We start from the raw sequence: 26,340 nt of genomic DNA, 5'->3' as shown, positions 1-26,340 counted from the left end.
AAAGCATCAGTTTGCTTCAGCCCGTGAACATTTTAACCAAATAAAGCAGAGGTTGTTTATGCAAATGCGAATTGAACATGACACTATGGGTGAAGTTGAAGTTCCAAATGACGCCTTATGGGGTGCACAAACGCAACGAAGTTTACAGAACTTTAAAATCGGTCAAGAACGTTTACCGCGTGCCATGATTCGTGCCATGGGTTTGGTGAAAAAAGCGGCTGCAATCACCAATGCCGAGTTAAAACAACTACCTGAAGATTTAAGTCAATATATCGTTGATGCTGCTGAAGAAGTGATTGCTGGTCAATGGGACACACAATTTCCGCTTGTCGTTTGGCAAACAGGTTCTGGCACGCAAAGCAACATGAACTGTAATGAAGTGATTGCAAACATTGCCAATCAGAAATTAGGACAAGTACTAGGTGCACAAAAACCAGTGCATCCAAATGATCATGTCAATCGTGCACAATCAACCAATGATTCTTTCCCAACTGCAATCCATGTGGCTGCAAGTATTCAAATCAATGAATTACTCATTCCTGCAGTGGAAAAGTTAAAAGCGACTTTAGAGCTTAAATCCAAAGAATTTGATGATATTGTCAAAATTGGTCGTACCCATTTGCAAGATGCGACTCCTTTAACCTTGGGACAAGAGTTCAGTGGTTATGTTTCGCAACTAGAGCATGGTCTAAAACGTTTGCAGCAAGCACTTGCAGGTCTTTATGAGTTGCCTTTAGGGGGAACGGCGGTAGGTACTGGCTTAAACGCACATCCAGATTATGCGGTGAAAGCAGCAGAGCAGTTAGCCGAGTTAACAGGTTTACCGTTCGTGACTGCACCGAATAAGTTCGAAGCATTGGCAGGGCGTGATGCGGCTGTATTTGCTTCAGGTGCATTAAAAACATTGGCAGCCAGCTTAAATAAAATTGCTAACGATATTCGCTGGTTGGCAAGTGGCCCACGTTGTGGTTTTGGTGAAATCAGTATTCCTGAGAACGAACCTGGTTCAAGTATTATGCCAGGCAAGGTGAATCCGACCCAAAGTGAAGCCATGACCATGGTGGTGGCTCAAGTGTTGGGCAATGACACTACTATTAACGTTGCTGGTGCATCTGGTAATTTTGAGTTGAATGTATTTATGCCTGTGATTGCTTATAACTTGCTGCAATCAATTCAGTTATTAGGCGATGCCTGTAATAGTTTTAATGATCATTGTGTGGTAGGTATTGAACCAAATCGTGAGAAAATTGATTATTTCTTGCATAACTCTTTAATGTTAGTCACAGCACTCAATCCACTGATTGGCTACGAAAATTCTGCCAAAGTTGCCAAAACAGCTTATAAGGAAAACAAAACTTTAAAGCAAGTTGCAGTTGAACTTGGCTTAGTGACTGCTGAGCAATTTGATGAAGTGATTAGACCTGAAAATATGGTTTCTCCGAATAGTAGGTAAATCGTATTGGTAGTTTAAAAATCCTTCTTTAACCTAGGGGGATTTTTTTATGAGTAGTTTTTATAAATCGATCTGCGTACAATATGCTTTTGATTTACCTGATTGTTGCTTCATTATGCTCAATATTTATTTGACAGATACTCAAACTCATATTCAATATTCTGGTCTGTCTCATGAAAATCCTGTCAAGTTTTTGTTGAATCTCAAGAAAATTTTTCCTAGTACAGCAGACCTGTTGTTACCTGTCTTGCCAGAAGACAATAATCTGGAAAATGTGACATGGGAAGCAACGTCTAAAGATTTCGAAGTATTTAAGAAATTATTGGAAGGTTGGGGAATTATTGAATTGCGTTTAAGTGCTATTACCTCTTATAAAGATAAAAATTTTGCCAACGCGTTAGTCAAAAAAGCGCAGGTTAAACGTAAACAGATTTCTCAGAAACACCAACAGCTTTCCTTGATTGCATTGGATTATGTGTTGATGCATGAGATTCATGCACTGATTGATGCTGAATTAGTGATGATTGGTGAAAAATTCTATTTACCAACATTACGAGAACTCTGGAAAGGGCAGTTTTCAGATCAAGTTTTGCAATGTAAATTTTAATTTTCAAAAGCAGACTTCGAGTCTGCTTTTTTATACTTCGATTTATTTTAAATTGCTTAAATCTTAATCTACAAACAATTACAAGAATTTAGTGTCTGTATTTTTAAACGGCATATATATTGCTTATATGGATATAAATATTATTGCGGGAGAGAAGTTCTTCAATGAACTCGCCGAAGGAGCAACGACCCCGGAAACTCTCAGGCAGAAGGACTGTAATAATAGAAATACAATCTGGAGAGCAGTGCTCAACTTGTAGAAACATACGATAATTTTTCTTCTACGATTAACACTCACCGAAGGGGAAGGCTTCATGATTAATTGGTAATCATCTGCCAAAACTCTCAGGTACCATGACAGATGGGGCTAAGCATTATGAAATATTATGCATTTCAAGGAGTTTGCTATGCCACATGTTGTTGTCATTGGTGCGGGGATTACGGGTGTAACGTCTGCTTATGAATTAATTAAATTGGGTTATGAAGTCACAGTGATTGATCGTCATTTATTTCCAGCCATGGAAACTTCATTTGCCAATGGTGGGCAGTTGTCTGCTTGTAACGCTGAGGTCTGGAATCAGAAGGCAACGGTGTTGAAAGGCATTAAATGGATGAGTAAGAAAGATGCACCTTTATTGCTCAATCCGTCTTTTAGTGTGCATAAGTATCGCTGGCTAGTCGAGTTTTTGACTCACATCAAGGACTATAAAGTAAATACAATTGAAACAGTTCGTTTGGCGTTGTTAGCAAGACAACGATTATTTGAAATTGCAGAAAAAGAGAATATTGCTTTTGATTTAGAAAAGCGTGGTATTTTGCATATGTACCACAGCAAAGAAGACTTTGATGTCGCAAAAAAAGTGAATGATGTTTTAGTAGAAGGTAAACTTGAACGTCATGCAATTACACCTGAAGAAATGAAGGCAATTGAGCCAAATTTAACTGGTGATTATTATGGTGGATATTACACAGCAGGCGATGCAACAGGTGATATTCATAAGTACTCTGTTGGTTTGGCGGAAAGAACACAAGCGTATGGCGTGAAATATCGCTTTGGTTTGGATGTTGTTGATGTTAAATGTTTGCAAGATAAAGTGATTGTTAGCTGTAAAAAGAGTTCTGAGAATATGAACTCAAAAGCAGATGAGCAGACCATAATGGAAGCAGACTTAATCGTTGTGTGTGGTGGTGTTGGAAGTTACCAATTAGCCGATATGCTTGGTGATACTGTCAATGTCTATCCCGTAAAAGGATATTCAATTACAGTTCAGCTTAAAGAAGAGCGAAGTGTAAAAAATGCGCCTTGGGTCAGCTTGCTAGATGAAAGTGCAAAGATTGTAACCTCAAGATTAGGCGTGGATCGTTTCCGTGTAGCTGGTACAGCGGAGTTTAATGGTTACAATCGGGATATTCGAGCAGATCGAATCCAACCTTTGATTAATTGGGTTAACCAAAATTTTGATATTTCAACTGAGCACGCTGTACCATGGGCGGGCTTACGTCCGATGATGCCAAATATGTTGCCTGTAGTGAAACAGGGGAAACATGCGCGAGTATTTTACAATACTGGGCATGGGCATTTAGGCTGGACTTTATCTGCCGCAACAGCGGTATTGATTAGCGAGGAAATTGCACAAAAATTCCCAAGCTAAATATAAAAAGCCGATGTGAAAACATCGGCTTATATCGCTTTTATTAATTAATCATACAAACGATATATTCCTGTAAAACGTTCACAATCTTTTTGCCCACTTTTTATAATTAATAAGGCTTTTTGAAAGTCAAATTGGTACTGGCATTTTTTTTCATTATCAATAATGAGATTCTTTTGCTCGGGAGTGGTGTAGGCAAGTAAAGATAAAGTTTGAGTCTCCACACGATTATTGGGATTACGATAAGCAATTCCTTCGATTTTTAACTTATCTTTATCCAGTTGATGAATCTGAATGTGAACAGGTTGTTTGGCTAAATCACCATGTTCAAATTTTAAATAGTGTTGTGTAAGCGTCTGATTCATTGAAGTATAAAAGTTTAAATCATCTAAACGAACATCAAATTGTTGCTGATAACAATTTTTAGATTTGCACTGTTGGATTTGATTAAGCCAAAGTTTTTGTGTGTCATGTAGTAGTTGAATTGGAGCATCAGTCACAAGATAAGCGGTTAAAAACTTATTATTCAGCTTAGTTCGTTGGTCTTGATATTGCTTAGAACAAATTTTTTTTTGCTCTGCATTCTGTGTTGTACAATTAATTGATGCGGCAAATACAAATGATGAGCAAAAACAACTCAATGTGATGATATAACCAGATTTCTTTAATTGATTTATTAAGGTGTTCAGCAGCATAATCACTTATATGTTCAGCCTAATTTGCTCACTGTACTATAGCGAAATAGAAAGCCTGAATACAAGATTTGTTCAGTATATTGTAAAAGGAAAATCATATGGTTGCTCAAATTCGTATTGGACAAGGAATTGATGTACATGCTTTTGAAGAAGGCAATTTCGTTACTTTAGCTGGGATTAAAATTCCGCATACGCATGGTTTAAAAGCCCATTCTGATGGTGATGTGGTGCTGCATGCGCTGTGTGATGCATTGTTGGGTGCATTGGCTTTAGGCGATATTGGACAACATTTTCCTGACACTGACCCAGAATATAAGGGTGCAGATAGTCGTGTATTGCTTAAGCATGTGTATCAGTTGATTCTGGATCGTGGTTATCATCTCAACAATGCTGACATTACCGTGGCCTGCGAACGGCCAAAACTTGCCAAACATAATTTAGAAATGCGCCAAAGTATTGCTGATGTACTTGAAGTCGATATCACTCAAATTAGTATCAAAGCAACGACAACGGAACAACTAGGATTTACAGGTCGCCAAGAAGGTATTTTAGCAACAGCAACTGTCTTAATTTCACATCAAGCAAAATGATCAGCATTGATCAATGACTGCTGTAATTCCTGTGTTGCTTTACGACCTTGCAGTTGTAAAGTAAGACTATGAATTAAACCTGTCCAAGTCTCATTCGGTTCCCAAATTTCGTGAAGTAATGCTTGGGCTGTGGGCATATCCATATCCATATAAAATTGACGATATAAATACATCAAACTACTTACACGCATGTTTTTGGCACAATGCAGCCAAACAATTTCATTTTGAACAAGATGAGCAATTAAATCTAAAACGAATAAGCATTGTTCTGCACAAGGAAGATCCCAATCAATAGGAATATGAATGTAGTTTAAGCCTAAATCCAAGCAGATTTGGTCTTGTTTAGCTAAATGATTTTCTGATTTGCTCGTCGCAAGATTGATTACTGTACTACAGCCATATTCTTTAATTTGCTGTAATTGTTCAGCGCTTGGCTGAGCAGAACTAAATAAATGCTCGTGCACTAAAGAAAAACTAGGAATTTCAGAAAGTGCTTGTTCGAGTGAAGTCATAATGTTCGCTTTGTAGTTATCAAAGTTTCAACCAAGAGGAGAAACTTCTTCTAATAAAAGATTTTTCTACTATAAGTGTTTTTATTTAAGTGTTCAATTTAGATCGCAAAAATAAAAACAGCATCATCATGATGCTGTTTTCTTTAGCTATTTAGTCTTTCTTCAAATTCTCATTTAATAAGAATTCCATTAATGCTTTTTGAGCGTGTAAGCGATTCTCTGCTTCATCCCAAACAACAGCATTTTTATGATCCAGCATGTGCTCAGAAATTTCTTCGCCACGGTGTGCGGGTAAGCAATGCATAAATAAACAATCTGGATGAGCCAGATCCATTAATTTTTCATTCACTTGGAAATCAGCAAATGCTTTTTCACGAAGCTTTTGTTCTTCTTCTTGCCCCATGCTTGCCCATACATCAGTTACGATCAAGTCAGCATTAACCGCAGCATCCTCAGCTTTATTGAACACTTCCACACAATCGGCAAATTCAGTCAAAAACTCAGGTTTTGGTTCATAACCTTCAGGTGCAGCAATTTTGAGTTTAAAACCCATCATATGTGCTGCTTCAATGTATGAATTACACATATTATTGCCATCGCCAATCCAAGCAACGGTTTTACCTTTAATGCTTCCACGGTGTTCTTGAAAGGTTTGTAAGTCAGCAAGTAATTGACATGGATGGTGGTCATCCGTTAATCCATTAATGACAGGAACTTTCGAATAAGAAGCAAAACGTTCAACAATATCATGGCCAAAAGTACGAATCATCACGATATCAAGCATGCTTGAAATGACACGTGCTGAATCCTCAATTGGCTCACCACGACCTAATTGAGTATCTCGTGGAGAAAGGAAAATTGCATTACCACCAAATTGGCAAATACCAGCTTCAAAAGAAATACGTGTACGTGTACTCGATTTCTCAAAAATCATTCCTAAGACTTTACCTACAAATGGTTGAAAAACCGTATTTGCATGTTGCATGCGTTTCAATTCTTGAGCACGGTCTAAAATACGTTGCAACTCTAAAGTTGAAAGGTCTCGTAAAGTCAGGAAATGCCGAAGCGCCATAGTTACTCCCACAATAATTATTGAATAAAAACAATAATTAATTGTTATTTAATGGGTGGTGATAAAAAAGGAATTGACTACTATACTACACCCCAAAAAAAATGCAAAAGAATTAGACTTTTTGATGAGCTTTTAAGAATAAATCAACGGAATAATTAATATAATCAGTTATTTCAGCATCATTTGCTGATACTTCTAAACCCATTAAAAGTCGCCACTCGACATCACGTAAAATTCCGAAATACATCATGGCAGAGAAATGAGGGTTAGAGCAGTATATTTCATTGAGATCGTGTGCCTGACCTAAAGCAAATGCAATCGTATTCTGTATATTTAAAGCACATTGGTCATAAAAATATTGCGCTAATTGTATATCTTTTTGAGTTTGTTCTGTGAACATGCGCATAAAGGCAATATTTTCAGGTTGAATAATATGTTGATAAAAGCGTTGTAATGTTTGTACAAGGTATGTTCTTAAATTATTTTGTTCTGAAGTGTATGGAAAGCAAACACCTTTAAAAAACACTTCACGACGATAATCACAAATCGCAGTAAAAAGACCTTCTTTGTTGCCAAAATATTTATAAATAGAAGCTTTTGAGCCACCTGCATGATTGACAATATCATCCAAGGAAACCGCATCATAACCTTTTTCAAGAAATAAATCGGTTGCACATAGTAATAATGCAAGGCGACGTTCTTGACCACGACGAGTTTGAGGTTGTTCGCAACTTGGGTAACAAATATCAGTCATTATATTCAATGAGTGTTGAGGCAATATTTTTATTATAGCAAAAACCATATGTCTTGTATGGCTATGACATTAGATCATGTATCTAAACATCTCAATCTAAAAAAGTGAGTAATGTGATCATTACTCGCTTTTATGGACTGTTTATGATTTATGCTGAACGCACTTCATCGTCTTCATCATCGTCTGTTGAATCCATGCCAAGCTCTTTAAGTTTGCGAGTCAGCGTGTTACGGCCCCAACCTAAAAGCTCTGCTGCATGGCGTTTGCGACCACGTGTTTGTTGTAGGGCTGCATTAATCAAAGTGCGCTCAAACATTGGTGTTGCGATATCTAAAATTTTCATTTCGCCATTTTTTAACTTTTGAATTGCCCATTGAGCTAGTAGCTCATCCCAATGATGTACAGCAATTCTTTCAATTAAAGCTGGGCTTGTAACTGATGCATCATTCGTCGACTTCTGTATAGCAACTTGTTTGAGCTCAGCAGGTAGATCTTCTGGATAGACTTCACGTCCAGTAATCATGACTGTTAACCAACGACAAGTATTTTCTAATTGACGAACGTTACCTGGCCAAGGGAGTTGCTGCATATAGTCAGTTGTTTCTGTACGTAAGATTTTAGGACTAACACCTAATTCTTTACCTGCACGCGCCAAGAAATGTTGCGCAAGCATAGGAATATCTTCACTACGATGAGCAAGTTTCGGAATATGAATGCGAATCACATTAAGGCGATGGTACAAGTCCTCACGGAAACGACCTTCATTCACTAACTTCTCTAAGTCTTGGTGGGTTGCGGCTACAATTCGGACATCAACTTTAACTGGAATATGTCCACCAACACGGTAGAACTCGCCATCAGCAAGCACACGGAGTAAGCGTGTTTGTGTTTCAAAAGGCATATCACCAATTTCATCAAGAAATAATGTACCGCCGTTGGCTTGCTCAAAGCGACCTTGATGCTGAGTATTTGCACCTGTAAATGCACCTTTTTCATGCCCAAATAACTCAGTTTCGATCAAGTCTTTTGGAATGGCAGCCATATTCAGCGCAATAAATGGTTTGGCACGGCGTGGTGAATGTTTATGCAATGCATGTGCGACAAGTTCTTTACCTGTACCTGATTCACCATTTATCAGAACCGTGATATGGGATTGTGATAAACGTCCAATGGCACGAAACACCTCCTGCATTGCAGGTGATTCACCAATAATTTCGGTTGATTGTAAAGGTGTCGTTGCTTTGGTTGCTTCTTGTTGTTGCAATTTATTGATATGTAAAATAGCACGATTCACTAATGCTAAAGCTTCATCGATATCAAATGGTTTTGGTAAATACTCAAATGCACCAGTTTGGTAACTTGAGACAGCAGATTCTAAATCAGAATGTGCTGTCATGATAATGACAGGTAGATCTGGATGTGTGTTTTTAACTTTAGATAAGAAAGTTAAACCATCAATTCCAGGCATACGAATATCTGTCAAAATGACATCGGGTGCAGCATCATGTAAGCGTTCGAGTGCTGTTTGTGCTTCTTCAAAGTTGGTGACGTCAAAACCTTCTTCTTTAAAAGTTTTTTCGAGTACCCAACGCATGGCACGATCATCATCAATTACCCAAATTTTATTTCGTGACACGGTCTGACTCCCAAGGTAAATATAAGCTAAATATGGTTTTTCCTGGAACGGATTGACACTCGATCATTCCGTTGTGTTGATGCATGATGTTTTGCGCGATACTGAGGCCAAGCCCTGTTCCCTTTGCCCGCCCAGTCACAAGAGGGTAAAATACAGACTCTAATATGCTTTCTGGAACACCTGGTCCATTGTCTTCAATATCAATTCTTATCGATGAGCGATTCAGAACACCGTTAATTGTGACTAAGCGTTGAATGCGCGTTCTTAAAATTAGCTCTGGTTCTGAATCGACAAAAAAATCTTTATTTTCAGTCATTGCTTGCACAGCATTTACGCTGATATTGAGCATGACTTGAATCAGTTGATCACGGTCAGCCATCACATCAGGTAAAGACAGGTCGTAATCACGAGTAATCTTAATTTTTTTCTTCGTTTGGTTCACAATAAGTGAACGAACGCGCTCTAAAGGTTCATGTACATTAACTAGCTCATAGCTTGGTAATTGACGTGAACCAAGCATGGTATCTGCGAGATTGGTTAGGCGATCGACTTCACTAATAATAATGTCGGTAAACTCACGATAGCTTTCATCATTTAAGCTGCGAGCAAGTAATTGTGTTGCACCACGAATGCCCGCTAGAGGATTCTTAATTTCATGTGCCACGCCGCGAACTAGTTGGCGTGCGACTTGATGTTGTTGTACTAAATTTTCTTCTTTAGAAATTTTCAACATCCGATCAATTGGATTGAGTTCGATTAATAAAAGTGGGTGATAACTTTTACCTGCATTTAGTTGTGAGACCGTATAATCCACATGGATTGGTTTAAAATTCACATTAATTACAGCTTCACGGCGTGTGTAATGTTGTCCGCTTTTTAATGTATTTAATAAAGCTTCATGTGTATTAAATGCATCGTCATGTGCATGAAGTAGATTGAGCACAGGCTGACCTGATGCGCGAAGTAAACTAACATCGAATAATGCTTCACAAGCCGAATTTAAATAAAAAATATTAAGTTTACTATCGACCAATAATATGGCAGTGGTCAGATTATCTACGAGCAGTCGATAGTCGATAGTGTTATGTTGATCCATTTGTGAATCGTCCTGTTTTAAAATGGCGCAATAAATATCAATGTAGATGAATAGCCATTAACTTCTGAAATGTATTTAATGCAAAATGCAAGCCAACTTCGTATTAGCTAATTTTCAATAACTTAATCGATAAATAATGAGTTTATGCTGTATTTTTCACATAGATTGAGTTATTTCAATATTTTATCATGCTTTAAAATGGTGCGTTGTTAGGGTTTGTTTAAAATTTTGGTTGTATTTTGGTGCATTACATAAAGAGATGGCTTTGTAGCTATGCGGCAGCAAAGAAAAGTCATACAATACGCCGATTCAAGTGGAGCGCAGATTCATGAAGACCCCCAAAGTCGGTTTTGTATCTTTAGGTTGTCCTAAGGCATTGGTAGATTCTGAACGAATTTTAACTCAGTTAAAGACTGAAGGTTATCAAGTTGCATCAGATTACGACGGTGCAGATTTGGTTGTTGTTAACACCTGTGGTTTTATTGAATCTGCAGTGCAAGAGTCTTTAGATGCCATTGGCGAAGCCATGAGCGAAAACGGTCGTGTGATTGTTACTGGTTGCTTAGGTAAAGATGAAGATAAAATTCGCCAAATGCACCCAAATGTACTTAAAGTAACAGGTGCAGCAGCATATCAGGATGTAATGGAAGCAGTACATGAGTATGTACCTGCACCGCCAAAACACAATCCTTTTATTGATTTAGTCCCTGAGCAAGGTGTGCGTTTGACACCTAAACACTACGCTTATTTGAAAATATCAGAAGGGTGTAATCACCGTTGTACATTCTGCATTATTCCAAGTATGCGTGGTGATTTAGTTTCTCGTCCTGTGGGTAGTGTGTTAGATGAAGCAGCAGCATTAAAACGTGCTGGTGTAAAAGAAGTATTGGTTATTTCTCAAGACACTTCAGCTTATGGCGTGGACACAAAATACAAATTAGATTTTTGGAATGGTCAGCCTGTAAAAACTAAGTTCTATGATATGTGTGAAGCACTTGGTCAGCTTGGTATTTGGGTGCGTTTACATTATGTTTATCCGTACCCACATGTCGATGCAGTTATTGACCTAATGGCACAAGGGAAAATCCTGCCATATTTAGATATTCCTTTTCAGCATGCCAGTCCGCGCATTTTAAAATTGATGAAGCGACCAGCCCATAGCGAAAATACATTAGAGCGTCTGAAATTGTGGCGTGAAAAATGCCCTGAATTGGTGATTCGCTCAACTTTTGTTGTGGGTTTCCCTGGTGAAACTGAAGAAGATTTCCAAATTCTATTAGAATGGTTAAAAGAAGCTCAATTAGATCGCGTGGGCTGTTTTACTTATTCGCCAGTAGAGGGTGCAACAGCGAATGATCTTCCTGATCATGTGCCAGAAGAGATCAAGCAAGATCGTTATGAGCGTTTCATGGAAGTTCAGCAAGCAATTTCTGCTGCAAAACTACAAAAACGTATTGGTCAGACGATGACGGTATTGGTTGATAGCTTGGAAGAAGAATTTCCAGTTGCTGTTGCGCGTTCATATGCAGATGCACCTGAAATCGATGGCAACGTATTTGTTGAAGATATTGATAAGAGTGTGATTAAAGCGGGTGATTTGCTCGAAGTCGAAATCACGGATGCAGATGAATATGATTTATTTGCTAAGTTGATTCAGATTAAATCTGCTTGATATTGAATTAAATTGAAGAAATTTTGAGATTGTTCGGTTTGGAGTAAAGGTATGTCAGCTTCTAAAAATCCACGTTATGCACGTATTTTGTTAAAGCTTTCTGGTGAGGCTTTAGCGGGTAATAAAGATATGGGTATTGATGCCCAAGTCCTTGATCAAATGTCGCTTTCGATTGCTCACTTGGTTGGTTTGGGTGTGCAGGTTGGTATTGTTGTGGGTGGTGGTAACTTATACCGTGGTAGTCAGTTGCAAAAAGATGGGCTTGTAGGTCGCGTAACAGGTGACCAAATGGGGATGTTGGCAACTGTAATGAATGGTTTGGCAATGCGTGATGCATTAGTGCGCCGTAATATTAAAACACGTTTAATGTCTGCACTTCCAATTGGCACGGTTGTTGAATCTTACTCAAGTCGTGATGCAATTCGCCACCTAAGCCAAGGTGAAGTTTGTGTATTTGTTGCGGGTACAGGTAATCCATTCTTTACCACAGATACAGCTGCTTGCTTACGTGGTATTGAAATTGAAGCAAACCTCATCTTAAAAGCAACTAAAGTTGATGGTGTTTATAATAAAGATCCAAGTAAATATGATGATGCAGTTAAGTATGATAATTTAACTTTCGATCAAGTACTTGATGAAAAGTTGGGTGTAATGGATCTTACAGCAATTTGCTTATGCCGTGATCATAATGTCCCATTACAAGTATTCGATATGAATAAATCGGGTGCTTTACTTTCTGTTGTTATGGGTGAAAAAGAGGGTACTCACGTTACGAATTAATGTACGTGAGCCATAAAGCGCTTTATACTAATGTCTAAATATTTTGTAATACCTAATGAATAAGTAAGGAAGATCATATGATTAACGATCTCAAAAAAGATAGCGAACAGCGCATGCAGAAAACACTTGATTCTTTAGAGCAAGGTTTTGCTAAAGTTCGTACTGGACGTGCGCACCCATCAATTTTAAATGGTGTGATGGTTCCTTACTATGGTTCTGACGTTCCTTTGAATCAAGTTGCTAACGTAGGTGTTGAAGATTCTCGTACGCTTATTGTTCAGCCATTTGAGCGTACAATGGTTTCTGCAATTGATAAAGCAATTCGTGAAAGTGATTTGGGTTTAAACCCAATTACAGCTGATTCAATTCGTGTACCTTTACCTGCGTTGACTGAAGAAACTCGTCGTGACATGCAAAAAGTTGCTCGTAATGAAGCTGAAAATGCAAAAGTTGCTATTCGAAACATTCGTCGTGATGTTTTAGGTGATATCAAAGCATTATTGAAAGAAAAAGAAATTTCTGAAGATGATGAACGCCGTGCTGGTGAAGATATTCAAAAGATCACAGATAAATATGTTGCAGAAGTAGATAAACGTCTAGCTGCAAAAGAAGCAGAATTAATGAAGGTCTAATTTTTATGACCTTACAAGAAGAACCGCTTCTTCCAAAACATGTTGCCATCATTATGGATGGCAACAATCGTTTTGCAAAAAAAAATAAATTGCAAAAAGGTGATGGGCATCGAGAAGGTAAGAATGTCCTTGATCCGATCGTTGAACATTGTAAAAGAGTGGGTGTTCAAGCTTTAACTGTTTTTGCATTTTCAAGTGAAAATTGGAATAGACCTCAGTTCGAAGTTGATTTGTTAATGAAATTGTTAGAAGACACAATTCATGAACAACTACCTCGAATGGAAAAATTCAATATAGCATTACGTTTCATTGGTGATCGTTCTAAATTATCAAATGAATTAAAAGATTTAATGTTATATGCAGAACAAAAAACGGCATCTTTCAATTCTATGACTTTAACGATTGCAATCAGTTATGGCGGAATGTGGGATATGGCGCATGCAGCCAAGTGTATCGCTCAAGATGTTCTTGCTGGAAAAGTTCAAACAAATCATATAAATGTTGATTTATTTGATAAATATGTCAGTCTAAATGACTTACCTGCCGTAGATTTATTAATACGTACAGGTGGAGATTATCGTTTATCTAACTTCTTACTTTGGCAAGCGGCATATGCTGAATTGTATTTTACAGATACATTATGGCCTGAGTTTACAGTAAAAGAATTAGACCACGCTTTTGATGTATTTTCAGGGCGAGAAAGACGTTTTGGTAAAACATCTGAACAAATTCAACAAGCGAAAATAGAGAATTAATAATGTTAGAGCGGATTATTACCGCATTGGTGTTAGTTGCTGTTGTTTTAAGTTGCATGTTTGCGACGCAATCACATTATCCAATGTTTGTGCTTATGATTTTAGCAGCTGGGGTTGCAGGCTATGAGTGGTTTAAGCTTATGCCTCATAAAGAAGCTATTGTTTCAAAACCTAAGGCTTGGATATATGGTATATGTGTAGCATCGGTTTCAACACTCGCATTATTTTTTGATGATGTTGCATTGTTGTTATGGGCAGCATCTATTCTTACGTGGCTAGGTAGTATTTACTGGGTTAAAAACTTTCCAGAATCAGATAATTGGTACAATGTATCATTATATGCAATTGGTTTTATTCTAATTTCTGCAGCAGTGACTGCGCTTTATGCGGTTTGGCATAGCTCACCTTGGTGGCTGATGTATTTGTTCTTGTTGGTTTGGGGGGCAGATAGTGGTGCATATTTTGTTGGTCGTAAATTGGGTAAAAGAAAACTTGCTCCTTCAGTAAGCCCAAATAAATCGGTTGAGGGATTGTATGGTGGTATTGCAACAACAGTTGTGATTATGTTGGTTGTACAACATTTCTATTTAGACTTAACTGTAATACAGCTTATCTTATTCCTGATTCTTTCTATTATTACCGTTTTTGCATCAGTATTAGGTGACTTGTTTGAGTCAATGATCAAACGTCGTGCAGGCATTAAAGACTCAGGTCGTGTACTTCCTGGGCATGGTGGAGTATTAGATCGAATTGATTCACTTCTTGCGGCATCGCCTATTTTTGCAACTGGTATGTATGTATTGGTAAAACTTATTGGTGTAGATCTATAAATGACACAGGCTGTTTGTATATTGGGTGTGACGGGCTCTATTGGGCAAAGTACCTTAAAAGTATTGGCACGACACCCAGACCAATACTCTGTTTATGCGGTTTCTGCATATAGTCGTTTAGATGAACTGGTAGAAATATGTAAAAAATACAGCCCTAAAATAGTGGTTGTTCCGAAAATAAAAGCTTTAGAACTAGAGCAACGTTTAAATCAAGAAAACCTAAAAAATATTGAAATTTTAACAGATGAAGCGGGTTTGATAGCAATTGCTGAACACGATGAAGTTGATATTGTGATGGCTGCAATTGTCGGTGCTGCTGGTTTATTACCAACACTTGCCGCAGTCAAAGCAGGAAAACGAGTGTTACTTGCAAACAAAGAAGCCTTAGTGATGTCAGGTGACATCATGATGCAGGCAGCACGTGATCATAATGCTTTATTGCTTCCTGTCGATTCAGAGCATAATGCGATCTTTCAGTCATTACCACACAATTATTTACAGATTGAGAGAACAGGTGAGCCACAACTTGGAGTGTCTCAGGTTTTATTAACAGCTTCTGGTGGTCCATTTCTTAATCATTCTTTAGAACAATTACATGATGTAACGCCTCAACAGGCTTGTAAGCATCCAAATTGGTCGATGGGGCAAAAAATTTCGGTAGATTCAGCGACTTTAATGAATAAAGGTTTGGAATTGATCGAAGCGTGTCATTTGTTTTCAATATCAGAACATTTTGTTACAGTTGTTGTTCATCCACAGAGTATTATTCATTCCATGGTGCAATATGTGGATGGTTCAACTTTGGCACAAATGGGAAATCCTGACATGTGTACTCCAATTGCACATGCGTTGGCTTGGCCGCAACGATTAAAGACGGATGTTCCTGCTTTAAATCTGTTTGAAACAGCTCAATTAAATTTTCAGGCACCTGATAATATTAAGTTTCCAGCTTTAGATTTAGCTCGTCAAGCAATGCGTGAGGGTGGGTTGGCGCCTACAATTTTGAATGCTGCCAATGAAATCGCGGTCGCTGCATTTTTAAATCGGCAGATTCGATTCACTGAAATTACGCAAGTGGTCGAGCATACTTTACAAGCTGTACAAAATGCTAAAGCAGAAAGCATAGACATCATTTTGCAGACTGATATGATCGCAAGAGGTAATGCAGAGAAGTACATCGTGGGTATAGGGGGTTAAATCGTATGAGCGCACTATTTATGATTGTTGCGGCGATTTTATTATTAGGCCCACTGATCGCGATTCATGAGTTTGGTCATTATTGGGTCGCACGTAAATTAGGTGTTAAAGTTTTAGTCTATTCTATTGGCTTTGGACCCACTTTGCTTAAATGGCAATCGAAAAAATCAGGTATACAATACCAGCTTTCTGCATTGCCGCTTGGTGGTTATGTCAAAATGTTAGATGAGCGTGAAGGTAATGTTGCTGAGCAAGATTTACCTTATGCGTTTAATCGTCAGTCACCTTGGAAACGTATTGCAATTGTTGCTGCTGGACCGCTGATTAATCTTATTTTTGCTGTTTTATTGTTTTGGATTTTGTTTTTACCAGCTCAGGAACAATTAAATACACGTATTGGTAAGATTGTACCAAATACACCTGCTGCTCAAGTCAATTTACATGTTGGCGATAAAGTAGTCATGGTTGATGGTCAAACGACAACAACATGGGAAAAATTAAACTATGCTTTAGTCAATCGTGTTGGAGAGACAGGTCAGGTTTCAATTGTTGTTGAGCGTACTGGAACTGAAAAACAGTTTAGCTTACCGATTAAAGATTTTCTAAAAGATCAGAGCCAATCGCCTTTGGATGAGTTAGGGTTTTTACCTTATCGTCCTGTGATTCCAGCAATCGTAAAAGAACTGAGTACTGATGGCGCTGCAATACGTCAAGGTATGAAAGTCGGAGATAAAATTGTTGCGATTAATAACGTTGCAATGAAAGATTGGTTTGATGTCGTTGATGTTGTACAAAATTCACCTGAAAAACTCTTAAATATTGATGTGCTACGTCAAGGCAAACTGGTTCATTTACAAGTGATGCCTCAAGGCCAACGTGACAATATGGGTAATATGAGTGGTGTTCTTGGAGTAAAAAGTGATGCAGGTAAAATCACAATTCCGAATGAATATAAACAAACCATTCAGTATTCACCTGTAGAAGCTTTCGGGGTTGCTGTTGAAAAAACAACACAATTGTCAGGTATGATTTTTAGTTCGATTACTAAAATGGTACGTGGACTGATTGGATTGGATAACTTATCAGGTCCTATTACGATTGCTAAAGTTGCAGGACAGAGTGCTGAAATGGGGTGGCAAACCTTTATTTCTTTTATGGCATTGATGAGTGTTAGTTTAGGAATTTAGGACTTACGCACTATTATTTATAGATTCTCTGTGGTAGCAGATGATTTTTATCGAGAATAAAGTCATCAATGAAGTTTTTGATCATTGGTCTAAATAATTTCTTCTGCCAACGATATATATTTTCAAAGATCCGCTCAAAATGGTTCTTTTGTATCTCAACGTAGGCCATCAAGGCTGAAAAAATATGATTCAAAATCAGTTTAGATCGTCTTACTTGAAACTTTTCAATATGACAAACCTGTTTAATCACCCGGTGATATTGCTCTATTTTCCAATGACTTGAATGTAATTCATGAAATCCCTCAAAGGACAATAAATCATCTTCATCTTGATGCACAATATAAAACCTCTGCTGTTCTTTTAACTGAGTCTTAAATAATTGTACAAAGCCAAAATCTTTGAGCCAGACTACTTGACCCTGATGGAAATCTGGCAATAAACGCAGTTGAAACCATTGTCCTTTTTCTGGGGAAACCTTACGGTTACAGTCGATACCAAACATAAATCGAATACCATATTTTCTTATGGTTTTTAGATTTCCAGTCGATGAATACCAACTATCACCTGTAATAAATTGAATCTTTGCACCCCAACTGAGTACTTCACTTAACATATCCATAAAGTAATCATTCTTGGTTTTACTTTCAGATTTGTCATAAATTCGGAAATTAATTGGAATATTTTGACCATTTTGATCTGTCGCATACAAGGTAATCAGATTAATACCCTTGACGGATCGGTGGTGTTTGCCTGACCAAAAATAGCTAACTAAGTCCATATGTTGACTATATGGTTTATCTAAAACAGTATCATCAATACTGACTATAAGTTTGTTATTATCAATATGTTGAATTGATTCTTGATATAGGTCGTGAGGTGTGTAATCTTCACGCTCTAGAAAGCGATTTACACTATCATGCGAGATATTATAAGTCTCGGCAAGTTGTGTGCAGCTAATAGAGTTCGGTTCTGTCATGAGAAAGCCCATATAAATGGGTAGAGTACAAGTTGCTGTAGAAGCATGTTTAATTCGTCTGATCACAGATACTTTATAAAGTATTTTAGTACTTTTTTGAATCCGTCAATGCGTAAGTCCTAGAATTTTAAATTTATTACCAATTCCGATGCTTGATGGCGGTCATTTAGTTTATTACTTTATTGAAGCAATACGTGGTAAACCTGTTTCTGAACAAATACAGATGTTTGGTCTAAAAGTTGGTATGGTACTGCTCGGTAGCATGATGCTTTTGGCTTTATTTAACGACTTCATGCGTTTATAAAAAACGCAAACGGAATTTAACTTACTGGAAAATATATGGGCATGCGTCACACACATTTATTAATGCCTTTGGCACTGGTTAGTGCGATGGCAGTGGTACAACAAGCATACGCAGCAGATGAGTTTCTTGCACAAGATATACGAATTGATGGCCTCGTGCGTTTAACACCTGCAAGTATCTATTCTATGTTACCAATAAATAGTGGCGATAGAGTAAGTGATCCAATGATTGCTGAGGCGATCCGTAGTTTATATGCTTCAGGTTTATTTGATGACATTAAAGCTTATAAAGAAAAAGACGTATTAGTGTTTAAAGTTGTAGAGCGTCCAATCATTTCAAAATTGGAATTCAAAGGCAATAAACTTATCCCTAAAGAAGCCTTAGAACAGGGCTTAAAAAAGATGGGTATTGCTGAAGGCGAAGTGTTCAAGAAATCTGCATTACAGATTATTGAGACTGAGCTTGAACAACAATATACTCAGCAAGGTCGTTATGATGCAGATGTAACGATTGATACTGTTGCTAGACCAAATAACCGTGTTGAGCTCAAGCTTAATTTTAATGAAGGTACTGCTGCAAAAGTATTTGATATTAATATCATTGGTAATACTGTATTTAGTGATAGTGATATTAAGCAAGCTTTTGCAGTTAAAGAAAGCGGTTGGGCTTCTATTGTTACACGTAATGATCGCTATGCACGTGAAAAAATGGCAGCAAGTTTAGAAGCGTTACGAGCTCTATATCTGAATAAAGGTTATATCAACTTTAATATTATCAATTCACAACTCAACATTAGCGAAGATAAAAAGCACATCTTTATTGAGGTTTCAGTTGATGAAGGTAGTCAATTTAAGTTTGGTGAAACCAAATTCTTAGGCGATGCACTCTATAAACCTGAAGAATTAAAAGCACTAAAATTATATAAAGATGGTGAAACTTATTCACAAGAAAAAGTAAATGCCGTTAAGCAGTTGCTACTTCGCAAATATGGTAATGCAGGTTATTACTATGCAGAAGTGAATGTTGTACCTGAAATTAATAATCAAACAGGGATTGTGAATCTCAATTATTATATTAACCCTGGTCAGCAAGTCACTGTTCGTCGTATTAACTTTACTGGAAATAGTAAAACAGCTGATGAAGTATTACGTCGTGAAATGCGCCAAATGGAAGGTGCTTTAGCAAGTAATGAAAAAATTGACTTATCCAAAGTGCGTCTGGAACGTACAGGTTTCTTTAAAACTGTTGATGTAAAACCTGTTCGTGTACCTAATTCACCAGACCAAGTTGATTTAAATATTAATGTCGAAGAGCAACACTCTGGTACAACGACACTTGCGGTTGGTTATTCTCAAAATGGTGGTATTACTTTCCAAGCAGGTTTAAGCCAAACCAACTTTATGGGTACTGGAAACCGTGTTGCGATTGATTTATCTCGTTCTGAAACACAAGACTATTATAACTTAAGTGTGACGGACCCATATTTTACTATTGATGGCGTGAGTCGTGGTTATAACGTTTATTATCGAAAAACGAAGTTAAGTGAGAACTATAATGTTAATAACTATGTTACTGATAGTGTCGGTGGTAGTTTAAGTTTCGGATACCCAATTGATGAAAATCAGAGTATTAGTGCGTCTTTAGGTATCGATCAAACTAAAGTAAGAACAGGTCCAAGTGTATCTACTTATATTCGTGATTATTTATTGGCGAATGGTGGTAAAGCAACTGCACAGAGCACTTATTGTCCTGAAGACCAATTAGATAAAGATTTAGATGGTAACTATACAGGTAAATGTAAACCAGGTGGTGAGATTACTTATAATAGTGCTTTCGAGGGTAGTTTCCTAACTTATACTTTGAATTTAGGTTGGTCTTATAACACCTTGAACAGACCACTTTTCCCGACGTCAGGTATGTCGCACCGTGTTGGTCTAGAAGTAGGCCTTCCAGGTAGTGATGTTGACTATCAAAAAATGACTTATGATGCTCAGGCATTCAAATCATTACCTATGGGTTTTGTGCTTAGAGGTTATGGTAAATTAGGTTATGGTAATGACCTACCATTCTATAAAAACTTCTATGCGGGTGGTTATGGATCAGTCCGTGGCTATGATAACAGTTCATTAGGTCCTAAATATCCAAGTGTTATTTTCCAGGAAATGGGTAAAGATGACTTATCAAAAGAGGAAGTGGGTGGTAACGCACTAGTTCAATTTGGAACAGAATTGGCGCTTCCTTTACCATTCAAAGGAGATTGGACACGTCAAGTTCGACCTGTACTTTTTGCCGAGGGTGCTCAGGTATTCGATACGCAATGTAATGTACCAAAAGGTAATATATTAGTAGGTGCTAGTACTGTTGATATCAAACAATATTGTAATGATAACTACAAGTTCGATTTTGGCAATATGCGTTATAGTGTTGGTGCAGGTTTCACATGGATTACGATGATTGGTCCATTATCATTAAGTTATGCTTATCCACTTAATGATAAGAGTGGTGATAATACCAAATCTATTCAATTCGAAATTGGTCGTACTTTCTAAGTACGGCCTTTAAGCTCTTAAAATATAAAAGGACGAAATAATGAAAAAATTAACGATGTTGATGTTAGGCTTAGGTTTAACGGTTTCTGCTATGACGAATGCTGCTGGTATAGGTGTTGTTGATCTAGCTCGCGTAGTTGAAAGTAGCACATATCTTAAACAACAAAATGCTGCTCTTGGCCAATCAGTTAAACCAACATCGACACGATTAGAGCAATTAGGTAAAGAATTGGAAACTATGCAGCAAAAAGCGCAAACTGATGGTCCTAAGATGAATCAAGCAGATATTCAAAAAATGACTGCGCAGTATCAAGCTAAGTTAAATGAGTTCAATACAACTCAACAGGGTTTACAGACTAAAGTACAGTCTACATTACAGTCAATGAACACTGCATTTGAAGGAAAAGTGAAGCAAGTCGCTGAGCAATTAAGAAAAGAAAATAATTTAGATCTTATTTTGAATAAAAATTCAACAATTGCCTCTGACGCTCAGTATGATTTAACTGATAAAATGATCCAAAAGGTTAACGCACTGAAATAATCAATGAATAGACGTATTTATCGTTTAGAAGAAATAGCTCATCTTGTAAAAGGTGAGCTTTTTGGTGATAAAGATTTTAAAATTTCTAATTTGTCTAGTTTGGAACAGGCACAAAATCATCACATTTGTTTTGTAAATGGTGAAAAATATTTAGCACAAGCTGAAGCAAGCGAAGCAGGTGTTTATATTGTGACAACTGCATTAAAACAACAATTATCATCGAAGCAAAATTTTATCGTTGTAGAAAATCCTTATCTCGCTTTTGCAACTCTTACACATTTATTTGAGAAGAAAGTTTCTCAAAGAGGTATCGAAAGTACTGCTCAAATTCATCCTTCTGCGATCGTGGCTGATAATGCTTATATAGGACACTATGCTGTCATTGGTGAGCATTGTGTTATTGGACATAATACAATTATCCAAGCACATGCTTTTATTGATGATGATGTTGAAATTGGTAACGACTGTTTCATTGATGCGCATGTCACGATTACTGGCGGTGCAAAGTTAAAAGATCGGGTTCGTATTCATGCGAATACGGTGATTGGATCAGAAGGTTTTGGTTTTGCACCTTATCAAGGAAAATGGCACCGTATTGCTCAACTCGGTTCGGTAAGAATCGGAAATGATGTCCGTATTGGTTCAAATTGTAGTATTGATCGTGGCGCATTAGATGACACAATTTTAGCAGATGGCGTCATTATTGATAACCTTGTGCAAATTGCTCACAATGTTCAAATTGATCAACATACAGCCATCGCTGCAAATACGGCAATCGCTGGAAGTGTCCGAATTGGCAAAAACTGTATTATTGGTGGTGGCAGTGCAGTTGCAGGGCATTTAAATATTGCGAATAATGTGACGCTTACTGGAATGTCAATGGTCACAAAAAGTATTTCTGAAGCGGGAACCTTTTCTTCGGGAATTGGACTATTTGAAAATAGTCACTGGAAAAGAACTGTTGTACGCCTTAGACAATTAGCAGATGTGCCATTGACCCAAATCACTAAAAGGCTTGATCATATGCAAGCTCAATTAGAGTCCCTTGAATCAACCTTTAAGTTACGTAAATAATTTATTATGACTGAGTCTACATCTCCAGCATTTACAATGCCTGAATTACCCATGGATATTCTTACGATTCGTGAATATTTACCGCATCGTTATCCTTTTTTACTTGTTGATAGAGTTACAGAAATAACTGAGAATAGTATTGTCGGCTATAAAAATGTCTCTATTAATGAAGAGTTTTTGCAAGGGCATTTCCCGACATACCCGATTATGCCAGGTGTGTTGATTATTGAAGCTCTTGCACAGGTCTCAGGAATATTAGGCTTTGTTTTGACAAATCAAAAGCCAAAAGAAGGATCTTTGTTCTTATTTGCTGGCGCAGAAAAAGTAAGATTTAAGAAACAAGTTGTTGCTGGTGACCAGCTTGTCTTAAAATCAGAACTAGTGATGCAAAAGCGTGGCATTTACAAGTACAATTGTAAGGCTAGTGTCGACGGTATTGTCGCTGCAACAGCAGAAATCATGATTTCCCACCAAAAAATTGAGCAGACATGAGTAGTCAAAAACTAATTCACCCAACCGCAATTATTGACCCATCTGCAGAAATTGCATCTGATGTACAAATTGGACCTTATTGTATTGTTGGTCCGAATGTAACAATTGATGCTGGGACTAAATTACGTTCACATGTGGTAATTGGCGGTTTTACGAAAATTGGAAAAAATAATGATATTTTTCAGTTTTCGAGTGTCGGTGAAATTTGCCAAGATTTAAAGTACCAAGGTGAAGAGACATGGCTAGAGATTGGGGATAATAACTTTATTCGTGAACATTGTACTTTGCATAGAGGTACGGTTCAGGATAACGCAATAACAAAAATTGGCAGTCATAACTTATTCATGGTGAATACCCATATTGCGCATGACTGTGTAATTGGTGATCACAATATTTTTGCCAATAATGTAGGCGTTGCAGGTCATGTCCATGTCGGCAATCATGTTATTGTAGGCGGTAATGCGGGTATTCATCAGTTCTGTCGTATTGATTCATATAGCATGATTGGTGGAGCAGCTTTAATTCTTAAGGACGTTCCTGCTTACGTGATGGCATCTGGTAATCCTGCACATGCATATGGTATGAATATTGAAGGCATGCGACGCAAAGGTTGGACTCGAGACACGATTCAGGGTTTAAGAGAAGCATATAAGCTGATTTATAAGGCTGGTTTAACCACTGAGCAAGCGATTGAGCAGATTCGTAGCGACATACTGACGAAGACGCCTGAAGCACAATTGTTTATTGATTCACTCGAAAAGTCTACACGCGGTATTGTCCGTTAAAATTTACAGAAATAAAAAAGACACCTCGGTGTCTTTTTTTATATTCTAATTTTCTGCTTCGATGAATTGCTGTCGATACTGCTTAGGTGATACTTCAAAAGTTCGTTTGAATGCTTGGCTAAAGGCTGTTTCAGAAGAATAGCCCACTTTATTTGCAATCAGATGAATGGAGTAATTACTTTTACGTAAATATTGGCTTGCTAAGCGCATACGATGTTGTTGTAGATAAGCCAAGGGAGATTCTCCGATCACCTCATGAAATAAACTTGCAAATTTTGAACGCGACATGCAGCATTGTTCTGCAAGGGTTTCAACTGTCCATGCATCTTCAGGATGGTTATGAATTGCAGCAAGGCTATTGCTGAGCTCAGGATGATTTAAAGCGCTTAGCCATCCATGTTGATTTGAGATCTGTTGAATATGATCTCTGATACATTTGATCAATAAAATATTTACAAGATGATCAATAATAATATCTCTGCCAGCCTGAATATTTTGTGTCTCTAATGCTAAAAAGTGTAAACCAATTTGTAACCATTCAGGTGCTGTATTTTCTCCGTGTTGAATATGAATGATTGAAGGTAACGCTTGAATAAAAGGGCGCGCCATGATGGTGTCAATCTGACAACGAACACTTAAAATAAGATTTTTCTCTGACGAATCTGTACCGAATTCAATAGCATCTTCTTTATGTCCATCAAACAATTTTGAAATATCGACTGCATTCACAAGCTTTGTGATGGAGTTATCGGCACCCGTATGTGCTGTTCCAGAAGGAATTAGGACAATTTCACCAGCATGAGCAGTTAAACTATTTTGTGAATCAATTTGAATGAAAACTGAACCAACTAAAACAATGTATACGATAAGTGCTGTTTGATCCTGACAGATAAAACTCCATTCTCCCTGAGTTTTCAAGTAGATATATTCGGTGTGATTTAAATGTATATCAGCAAATATTTTACTTAAAGCATCCATATGATTTTTAAATTATGTATTGATTGTAAATTATAGAGAGCTACTGTAATAACTCAATATGTGTTTTTAGGACAAAAACAGGGGTGATGATGCCAAAGACTTTGACATAGGTTTTTTGGACGCTTGCAACTGTCATGAAATTCATAATTCATCAAAATATACATATATACAAAGACATGGATAAGATGATGAATGCACCAGTAAATGTTGAGCAAGAACTTACGCCAGTAAGCATTTCAAAATCGAAAACTGAATTGGATCGTAAACGTTATTTATGGGCAATTAGCCCAGCTTTACCTGCAATTGGAATTGGCATTTTAGCAGGTTATCAATTTGCACCTCGTCCACTGAAAAAAATCTTTGCATTAGGCGGGCCAATTGTTTTGCACATCGTTATTCCAGCAATTGACACATTGATTGGAAAAGATGCAAATAATCCAACTGATGAAGATATTAAACTACTTGAAAAAGATCCGTATTATTCACGCTTAGTGAAAAGCTTTCTTCCATTACAATATGCAGCTAATTTTTACGCATGTTATTTATCTAGCCGTAAAGAAACTTCATTTATCGATAAAATCCTATTGGGTATTTCAATGGGGGCAGTGAATGGTATTGCAATCAATACTGCACATGAGCTTAGCCATAAACATAATCGTATAGATCATATTCTTTCTCATCTTGCTCTTGTACCAACAGGATATAACCATTTCCGTGTAGAACATCCGTATGGACACCATAAACGCGCTGCGACACCTGAAGATCCAGCATCTTCCCAGATGGGTGAAACATTCTATGAGTTTTGGCCACGTACAGTCATTGGTTCTTTCAAATCTGCTATTGAAATTGAAACCAATCGTTTAAAACGTAAAGGTAAAAAATTCTGGTCAACTGAAAATGAATTATTGCAAGGCTGGGGAATGAGTGCTGCTTTTCATGGTTCAATGATCGGATTATTCGGTAAAGGTGTCATTCCTTATTTAGCCACTCAGGCATTCTATGGGATTAGTCTGTTCGAGATTATTAACTATATTGAACACTATGGTTTGAAACGCCAGAAAGATAAGAATGGTAAATATGAACGTACGATGCCAGAGCATAGCTGGAACAATAACAATATTGTGACCAACTTATTCTTGTATCAATTACAGCGTCATTCAGATCATCATGCTTATCCAACACGTCCATTCCAAGCACTGCGCCATTTTGATGAAGCACCAGAATTACCTAGTGGTTATGCAAGTATGCTGTTGCCTGCATTAATTCCACCACTATGGTCAAAAATGATGGATAAGCGTGTATTTGATCATTACAAGGGTGACCTGAATAAGGCCAATATCTATCCAAAACGCCGAGCAAAAATCTTTAAGAAATTTGGTGTCGTGGATCAATCTTTAGTTGAAACTTCAGTTGAAGCCGTGGCAGCCGAATAACTTAAAACTTTCCCAAAGCAGAAGCATTGATGATTCATGGTCAGTGCTTTTTTCTTGTATTAAAAATTTAAAAAACAAAAGTTTTTGCA

At 37.4% G+C, this 26,340-nt stretch carries 24 protein-coding genes, 2 pseudogenes and 1 riboswitch; of the genes and pseudogenes, 18 read left to right on the top strand and 8 right to left on the bottom strand.

The window, feature by feature from the left end:
- The first annotated feature begins 58 nt into the window (after window positions 1–58).
- The 3 genes from fumC to CDG55_RS09000 all read left to right on the top strand — a co-directional run bounded on the left by fumC (window position 59) and on the right by CDG55_RS09000 (window position 3,711).
- The gene (fumC, locus tag CDG55_RS09010; protein ID WP_087536146.1) at window positions 59–1,453 is read left to right on the top strand and encodes a class II fumarate hydratase; all 1,395 of its coding nucleotides are present in this window, start codon (window positions 59–61) and stop codon (window positions 1,451–1,453) included.
- Window positions 1,454–1,568: 115 nt separating this feature from the next.
- Complete coding sequence (locus tag CDG55_RS09005) at window positions 1,569–2,060, top strand: hypothetical protein (RefSeq protein WP_087536213.1); 492 nt, start codon at window positions 1,569–1,571, stop codon at window positions 2,058–2,060.
- A gap of 136 nt (window positions 2,061–2,196) precedes the next feature.
- Window positions 2,197–2,286: riboswitch (glycine riboswitch) on the top strand.
- A gap of 180 nt (window positions 2,287–2,466) precedes the next feature.
- Window positions 2,467–3,711 (top strand): D-amino acid dehydrogenase, encoded by a 1,245-nt coding sequence (locus CDG55_RS09000; RefSeq protein ID WP_087536145.1) that lies wholly within the window; start codon window positions 2,467–2,469, stop codon window positions 3,709–3,711.
- Window positions 3,712–3,758: 47 nt separating this feature from the next.
- On the opposite strand, the gene CDG55_RS08995 is transcribed toward CDG55_RS09000, so the two are convergent.
- Window positions 3,759–4,406 (bottom strand): hypothetical protein, encoded by a 648-nt coding sequence (locus tag CDG55_RS08995; protein WP_087536144.1) that lies wholly within the window; start codon window positions 4,404–4,406, stop codon window positions 3,759–3,761.
- A 98-nt stretch (window positions 4,407–4,504) separates the two neighbouring features.
- On the opposite strand from CDG55_RS08995, the gene ispF reads away from it, so the two are divergent.
- Complete coding sequence (gene ispF / locus CDG55_RS08990) at window positions 4,505–4,996, top strand: 2-C-methyl-D-erythritol 2,4-cyclodiphosphate synthase (protein WP_087536143.1); 492 nt, start codon at window positions 4,505–4,507, stop codon at window positions 4,994–4,996.
- On the opposite strand, the gene CDG55_RS08985 is transcribed toward ispF, so the two are convergent.
- The 5 genes from CDG55_RS08985 to glnL form a co-directional block, all read right to left on the bottom strand.
- On the bottom strand, window positions 4,984–5,508 hold the full coding sequence (locus CDG55_RS08985) for a protein tyrosine phosphatase family protein (protein WP_087536142.1): 525 nt from the start codon (window positions 5,506–5,508) through the stop codon (window positions 4,984–4,986). The two genes, ispF and CDG55_RS08985, sit on opposite strands and share 13 nt — an antisense overlap.
- Before the next feature lie 151 nt (window positions 5,509–5,659).
- Window positions 5,660–6,580 (bottom strand): ornithine carbamoyltransferase, encoded by a 921-nt coding sequence (gene argF / locus CDG55_RS08980; protein ID WP_004662017.1) that lies wholly within the window; start codon window positions 6,578–6,580, stop codon window positions 5,660–5,662.
- Window positions 6,581–6,692: 112 nt separating this feature from the next.
- Window positions 6,693–7,334, bottom strand: coding sequence for a TetR/AcrR family transcriptional regulator (locus CDG55_RS08975; protein ID WP_087536141.1), 642 nt, complete (start codon window positions 7,332–7,334; stop codon window positions 6,693–6,695).
- Between the two features lie 148 nt (window positions 7,335–7,482).
- Window positions 7,483–8,970, bottom strand: a complete 1,488-nt coding sequence (glnG, locus tag CDG55_RS08970; protein ID WP_087536140.1) for a nitrogen regulation protein NR(I) — start codon at window positions 8,968–8,970, stop codon at window positions 7,483–7,485.
- A complete protein-coding gene (gene glnL / locus CDG55_RS08965) occupies window positions 8,957–10,066 on the bottom strand; it encodes a nitrogen regulation protein NR(II) (RefSeq protein ID WP_087536139.1) in 1,110 nt (369 codons plus the stop codon). The genes glnG and glnL overlap by 14 nt, the downstream gene beginning before the upstream one ends.
- A 328-nt stretch (window positions 10,067–10,394) precedes the next feature.
- On the opposite strand from glnL, the gene rimO reads away from it, so the two are divergent.
- The 7 genes and pseudogenes from rimO to rseP form a co-directional block, all read left to right on the top strand.
- The gene (gene rimO, locus CDG55_RS08960; RefSeq protein WP_005216040.1) at window positions 10,395–11,738 is read left to right on the top strand and encodes a 30S ribosomal protein S12 methylthiotransferase RimO; all 1,344 of its coding nucleotides are present in this window, start codon (window positions 10,395–10,397) and stop codon (window positions 11,736–11,738) included.
- 51 nt (window positions 11,739–11,789) lie between these two features.
- Window positions 11,790–12,518, top strand: coding sequence for a UMP kinase (gene pyrH, locus CDG55_RS08955; protein WP_004662027.1), 729 nt, complete (start codon window positions 11,790–11,792; stop codon window positions 12,516–12,518).
- A 77-nt stretch (window positions 12,519–12,595) separates the two neighbouring features.
- Entirely contained in the window at window positions 12,596–13,150 is a 555-nt protein-coding gene (frr, locus tag CDG55_RS08950; protein ID WP_004915629.1) for a ribosome recycling factor, read from the top strand.
- A 5-nt stretch (window positions 13,151–13,155) separates the two neighbouring features.
- Window positions 13,156–13,905 (top strand): polyprenyl diphosphate synthase, encoded by a 750-nt coding sequence (uppS, locus tag CDG55_RS08945; protein WP_087536138.1) that lies wholly within the window; start codon window positions 13,156–13,158, stop codon window positions 13,903–13,905.
- A 2-nt stretch (window positions 13,906–13,907) separates the two neighbouring features.
- The gene (locus CDG55_RS08940; RefSeq protein WP_087536137.1) at window positions 13,908–14,735 is read left to right on the top strand and encodes a phosphatidate cytidylyltransferase; all 828 of its coding nucleotides are present in this window, start codon (window positions 13,908–13,910) and stop codon (window positions 14,733–14,735) included.
- Window positions 14,736–15,932, top strand: a complete 1,197-nt coding sequence (ispC, locus tag CDG55_RS08935; protein ID WP_087536136.1) for a 1-deoxy-D-xylulose-5-phosphate reductoisomerase — start codon at window positions 14,736–14,738, stop codon at window positions 15,930–15,932.
- Window positions 15,933–15,937: 5 nt separating this feature from the next.
- Window positions 15,938–17,116, top strand: a pseudogene (rseP, locus tag CDG55_RS08930) (RIP metalloprotease RseP); the annotation flags it as partial.
- A gap of 16 nt (window positions 17,117–17,132) precedes the next feature.
- Here the strand turns inward: rseP and CDG55_RS08925 are convergent.
- A complete protein-coding gene (locus tag CDG55_RS08925) occupies window positions 17,133–18,161 on the bottom strand; it encodes a transposase (protein ID WP_080632264.1) in 1,029 nt (342 codons plus the stop codon).
- A gap of 46 nt (window positions 18,162–18,207) precedes the next feature.
- Between CDG55_RS08925 and CDG55_RS08920 the strand changes: the two are divergent.
- The 6 genes and pseudogenes from CDG55_RS08920 to lpxA all read left to right on the top strand — a co-directional run.
- Window positions 18,208–18,399: pseudogene (locus tag CDG55_RS08920) on the top strand (site-2 protease family protein); the annotation flags it as partial.
- A gap of 35 nt (window positions 18,400–18,434) precedes the next feature.
- Window positions 18,435–20,948 (top strand): outer membrane protein assembly factor BamA, encoded by a 2,514-nt coding sequence (gene bamA, locus CDG55_RS08915; protein WP_087537064.1) that lies wholly within the window; start codon window positions 18,435–18,437, stop codon window positions 20,946–20,948.
- A gap of 40 nt (window positions 20,949–20,988) precedes the next feature.
- The gene (locus CDG55_RS08910) at window positions 20,989–21,489 is read left to right on the top strand and encodes an OmpH family outer membrane protein (protein ID WP_087537065.1); all 501 of its coding nucleotides are present in this window, start codon (window positions 20,989–20,991) and stop codon (window positions 21,487–21,489) included.
- 3 nt (window positions 21,490–21,492) lie between these two features.
- Entirely contained in the window at window positions 21,493–22,563 is a 1,071-nt protein-coding gene (gene lpxD / locus CDG55_RS08905) for a UDP-3-O-(3-hydroxymyristoyl)glucosamine N-acyltransferase (RefSeq protein WP_087537066.1), read from the top strand.
- A 6-nt stretch (window positions 22,564–22,569) separates the two neighbouring features.
- Window positions 22,570–23,055, top strand: a complete 486-nt coding sequence (gene fabZ, locus CDG55_RS08900) for a 3-hydroxyacyl-ACP dehydratase FabZ (protein ID WP_005160297.1) — start codon at window positions 22,570–22,572, stop codon at window positions 23,053–23,055.
- Window positions 23,052–23,840: an acyl-ACP--UDP-N-acetylglucosamine O-acyltransferase gene (gene lpxA / locus CDG55_RS08895; RefSeq protein WP_087537067.1), complete on the top strand. Its 789-nt coding sequence runs from the start codon at window positions 23,052–23,054 to the stop codon at window positions 23,838–23,840. Before fabZ ends, lpxA begins: the two co-directional genes overlap by 4 nt.
- A 45-nt stretch (window positions 23,841–23,885) precedes the next feature.
- Here the strand turns inward: lpxA and CDG55_RS08890 are convergent, their stop codons facing one another.
- Entirely contained in the window at window positions 23,886–24,818 is a 933-nt protein-coding gene (locus tag CDG55_RS08890; protein ID WP_087537068.1) for an AraC family transcriptional regulator, read from the bottom strand.
- Window positions 24,819–25,006: 188 nt separating this feature from the next.
- Between CDG55_RS08890 and CDG55_RS08885 the strand changes: the two genes are divergently transcribed.
- Window positions 25,007–26,251 carry an alkane 1-monooxygenase gene (locus CDG55_RS08885; RefSeq protein WP_087537069.1) on the top strand — a complete coding sequence of 415 codons (1,245 nt, stop codon included), beginning with the start codon at window positions 25,007–25,009 and terminating at the stop codon, window positions 26,249–26,251.
- Window positions 26,252–26,340 lie beyond the last annotated feature (89 nt).

Source organism: Acinetobacter sp. WCHA45, assembly GCF_002165255.2.
In the GTDB taxonomy this organism is placed as follows: domain Bacteria; phylum Pseudomonadota; class Gammaproteobacteria; order Pseudomonadales; family Moraxellaceae; genus Acinetobacter.
The sequence above is the reverse complement of the archived record's forward strand: the minus strand, read 5'-3'. Positions and strand labels throughout refer to the sequence as shown.

What these genes read in the sequence shown, in the direction of transcription:
- fumC (WP_087536146.1), top strand. Translation starts at nt 59, where the DNA reads ATGCAAATGCGAATTGAACATGACACTATGGGTGAAGTTGAAGTTCCA.
- CDG55_RS09005 (WP_087536213.1), top strand. Translation starts at nt 1,569, where the DNA reads ATGCTCAATATTTATTTGACAGATACTCAAACTCATATTCAATATTCT.
- CDG55_RS09000 (WP_087536145.1), top strand. Translation starts at nt 2,467, where the DNA reads ATGCCACATGTTGTTGTCATTGGTGCGGGGATTACGGGTGTAACGTCT.
- CDG55_RS08995 (WP_087536144.1), bottom strand. Translation starts at nt 4,406, where the DNA reads ATGCTGCTGAACACCTTAATAAATCAATTAAAGAAATCTGGTTATATC.
- ispF (WP_087536143.1), top strand. Translation starts at nt 4,505, where the DNA reads ATGGTTGCTCAAATTCGTATTGGACAAGGAATTGATGTACATGCTTTT.
- CDG55_RS08985 (WP_087536142.1), bottom strand. Translation starts at nt 5,508, where the DNA reads ATGACTTCACTCGAACAAGCACTTTCTGAAATTCCTAGTTTTTCTTTA.
- argF (WP_004662017.1), bottom strand. Translation starts at nt 6,580, where the DNA reads ATGGCGCTTCGGCATTTCCTGACTTTACGAGACCTTTCAACTTTAGAG.
- CDG55_RS08975 (WP_087536141.1), bottom strand. Translation starts at nt 7,334, where the DNA reads ATGACTGATATTTGTTACCCAAGTTGCGAACAACCTCAAACTCGTCGT.
- glnL (WP_087536139.1), bottom strand. Translation starts at nt 10,066, where the DNA reads ATGGATCAACATAACACTATCGACTATCGACTGCTCGTAGATAATCTG.
- rimO (WP_005216040.1), top strand. Translation starts at nt 10,395, where the DNA reads ATGAAGACCCCCAAAGTCGGTTTTGTATCTTTAGGTTGTCCTAAGGCA.
- pyrH (WP_004662027.1), top strand. Translation starts at nt 11,790, where the DNA reads ATGTCAGCTTCTAAAAATCCACGTTATGCACGTATTTTGTTAAAGCTT.
- frr (WP_004915629.1), top strand. Translation starts at nt 12,596, where the DNA reads ATGATTAACGATCTCAAAAAAGATAGCGAACAGCGCATGCAGAAAACA.
- uppS (WP_087536138.1), top strand. Translation starts at nt 13,156, where the DNA reads ATGACCTTACAAGAAGAACCGCTTCTTCCAAAACATGTTGCCATCATT.
- CDG55_RS08940 (WP_087536137.1), top strand. Translation starts at nt 13,908, where the DNA reads ATGTTAGAGCGGATTATTACCGCATTGGTGTTAGTTGCTGTTGTTTTA.
- ispC (WP_087536136.1), top strand. Translation starts at nt 14,736, where the DNA reads ATGACACAGGCTGTTTGTATATTGGGTGTGACGGGCTCTATTGGGCAA.
- bamA (WP_087537064.1), top strand. Translation starts at nt 18,435, where the DNA reads ATGGGCATGCGTCACACACATTTATTAATGCCTTTGGCACTGGTTAGT.
- CDG55_RS08910 (WP_087537065.1), top strand. Translation starts at nt 20,989, where the DNA reads ATGAAAAAATTAACGATGTTGATGTTAGGCTTAGGTTTAACGGTTTCT.
- lpxD (WP_087537066.1), top strand. Translation starts at nt 21,493, where the DNA reads ATGAATAGACGTATTTATCGTTTAGAAGAAATAGCTCATCTTGTAAAA.
- fabZ (WP_005160297.1), top strand. Translation starts at nt 22,570, where the DNA reads ATGACTGAGTCTACATCTCCAGCATTTACAATGCCTGAATTACCCATG.
- lpxA (WP_087537067.1), top strand. Translation starts at nt 23,052, where the DNA reads ATGAGTAGTCAAAAACTAATTCACCCAACCGCAATTATTGACCCATCT.
- CDG55_RS08890 (WP_087537068.1), bottom strand. Translation starts at nt 24,818, where the DNA reads ATGGATGCTTTAAGTAAAATATTTGCTGATATACATTTAAATCACACC.
- CDG55_RS08885 (WP_087537069.1), top strand. Translation starts at nt 25,007, where the DNA reads ATGAATGCACCAGTAAATGTTGAGCAAGAACTTACGCCAGTAAGCATT.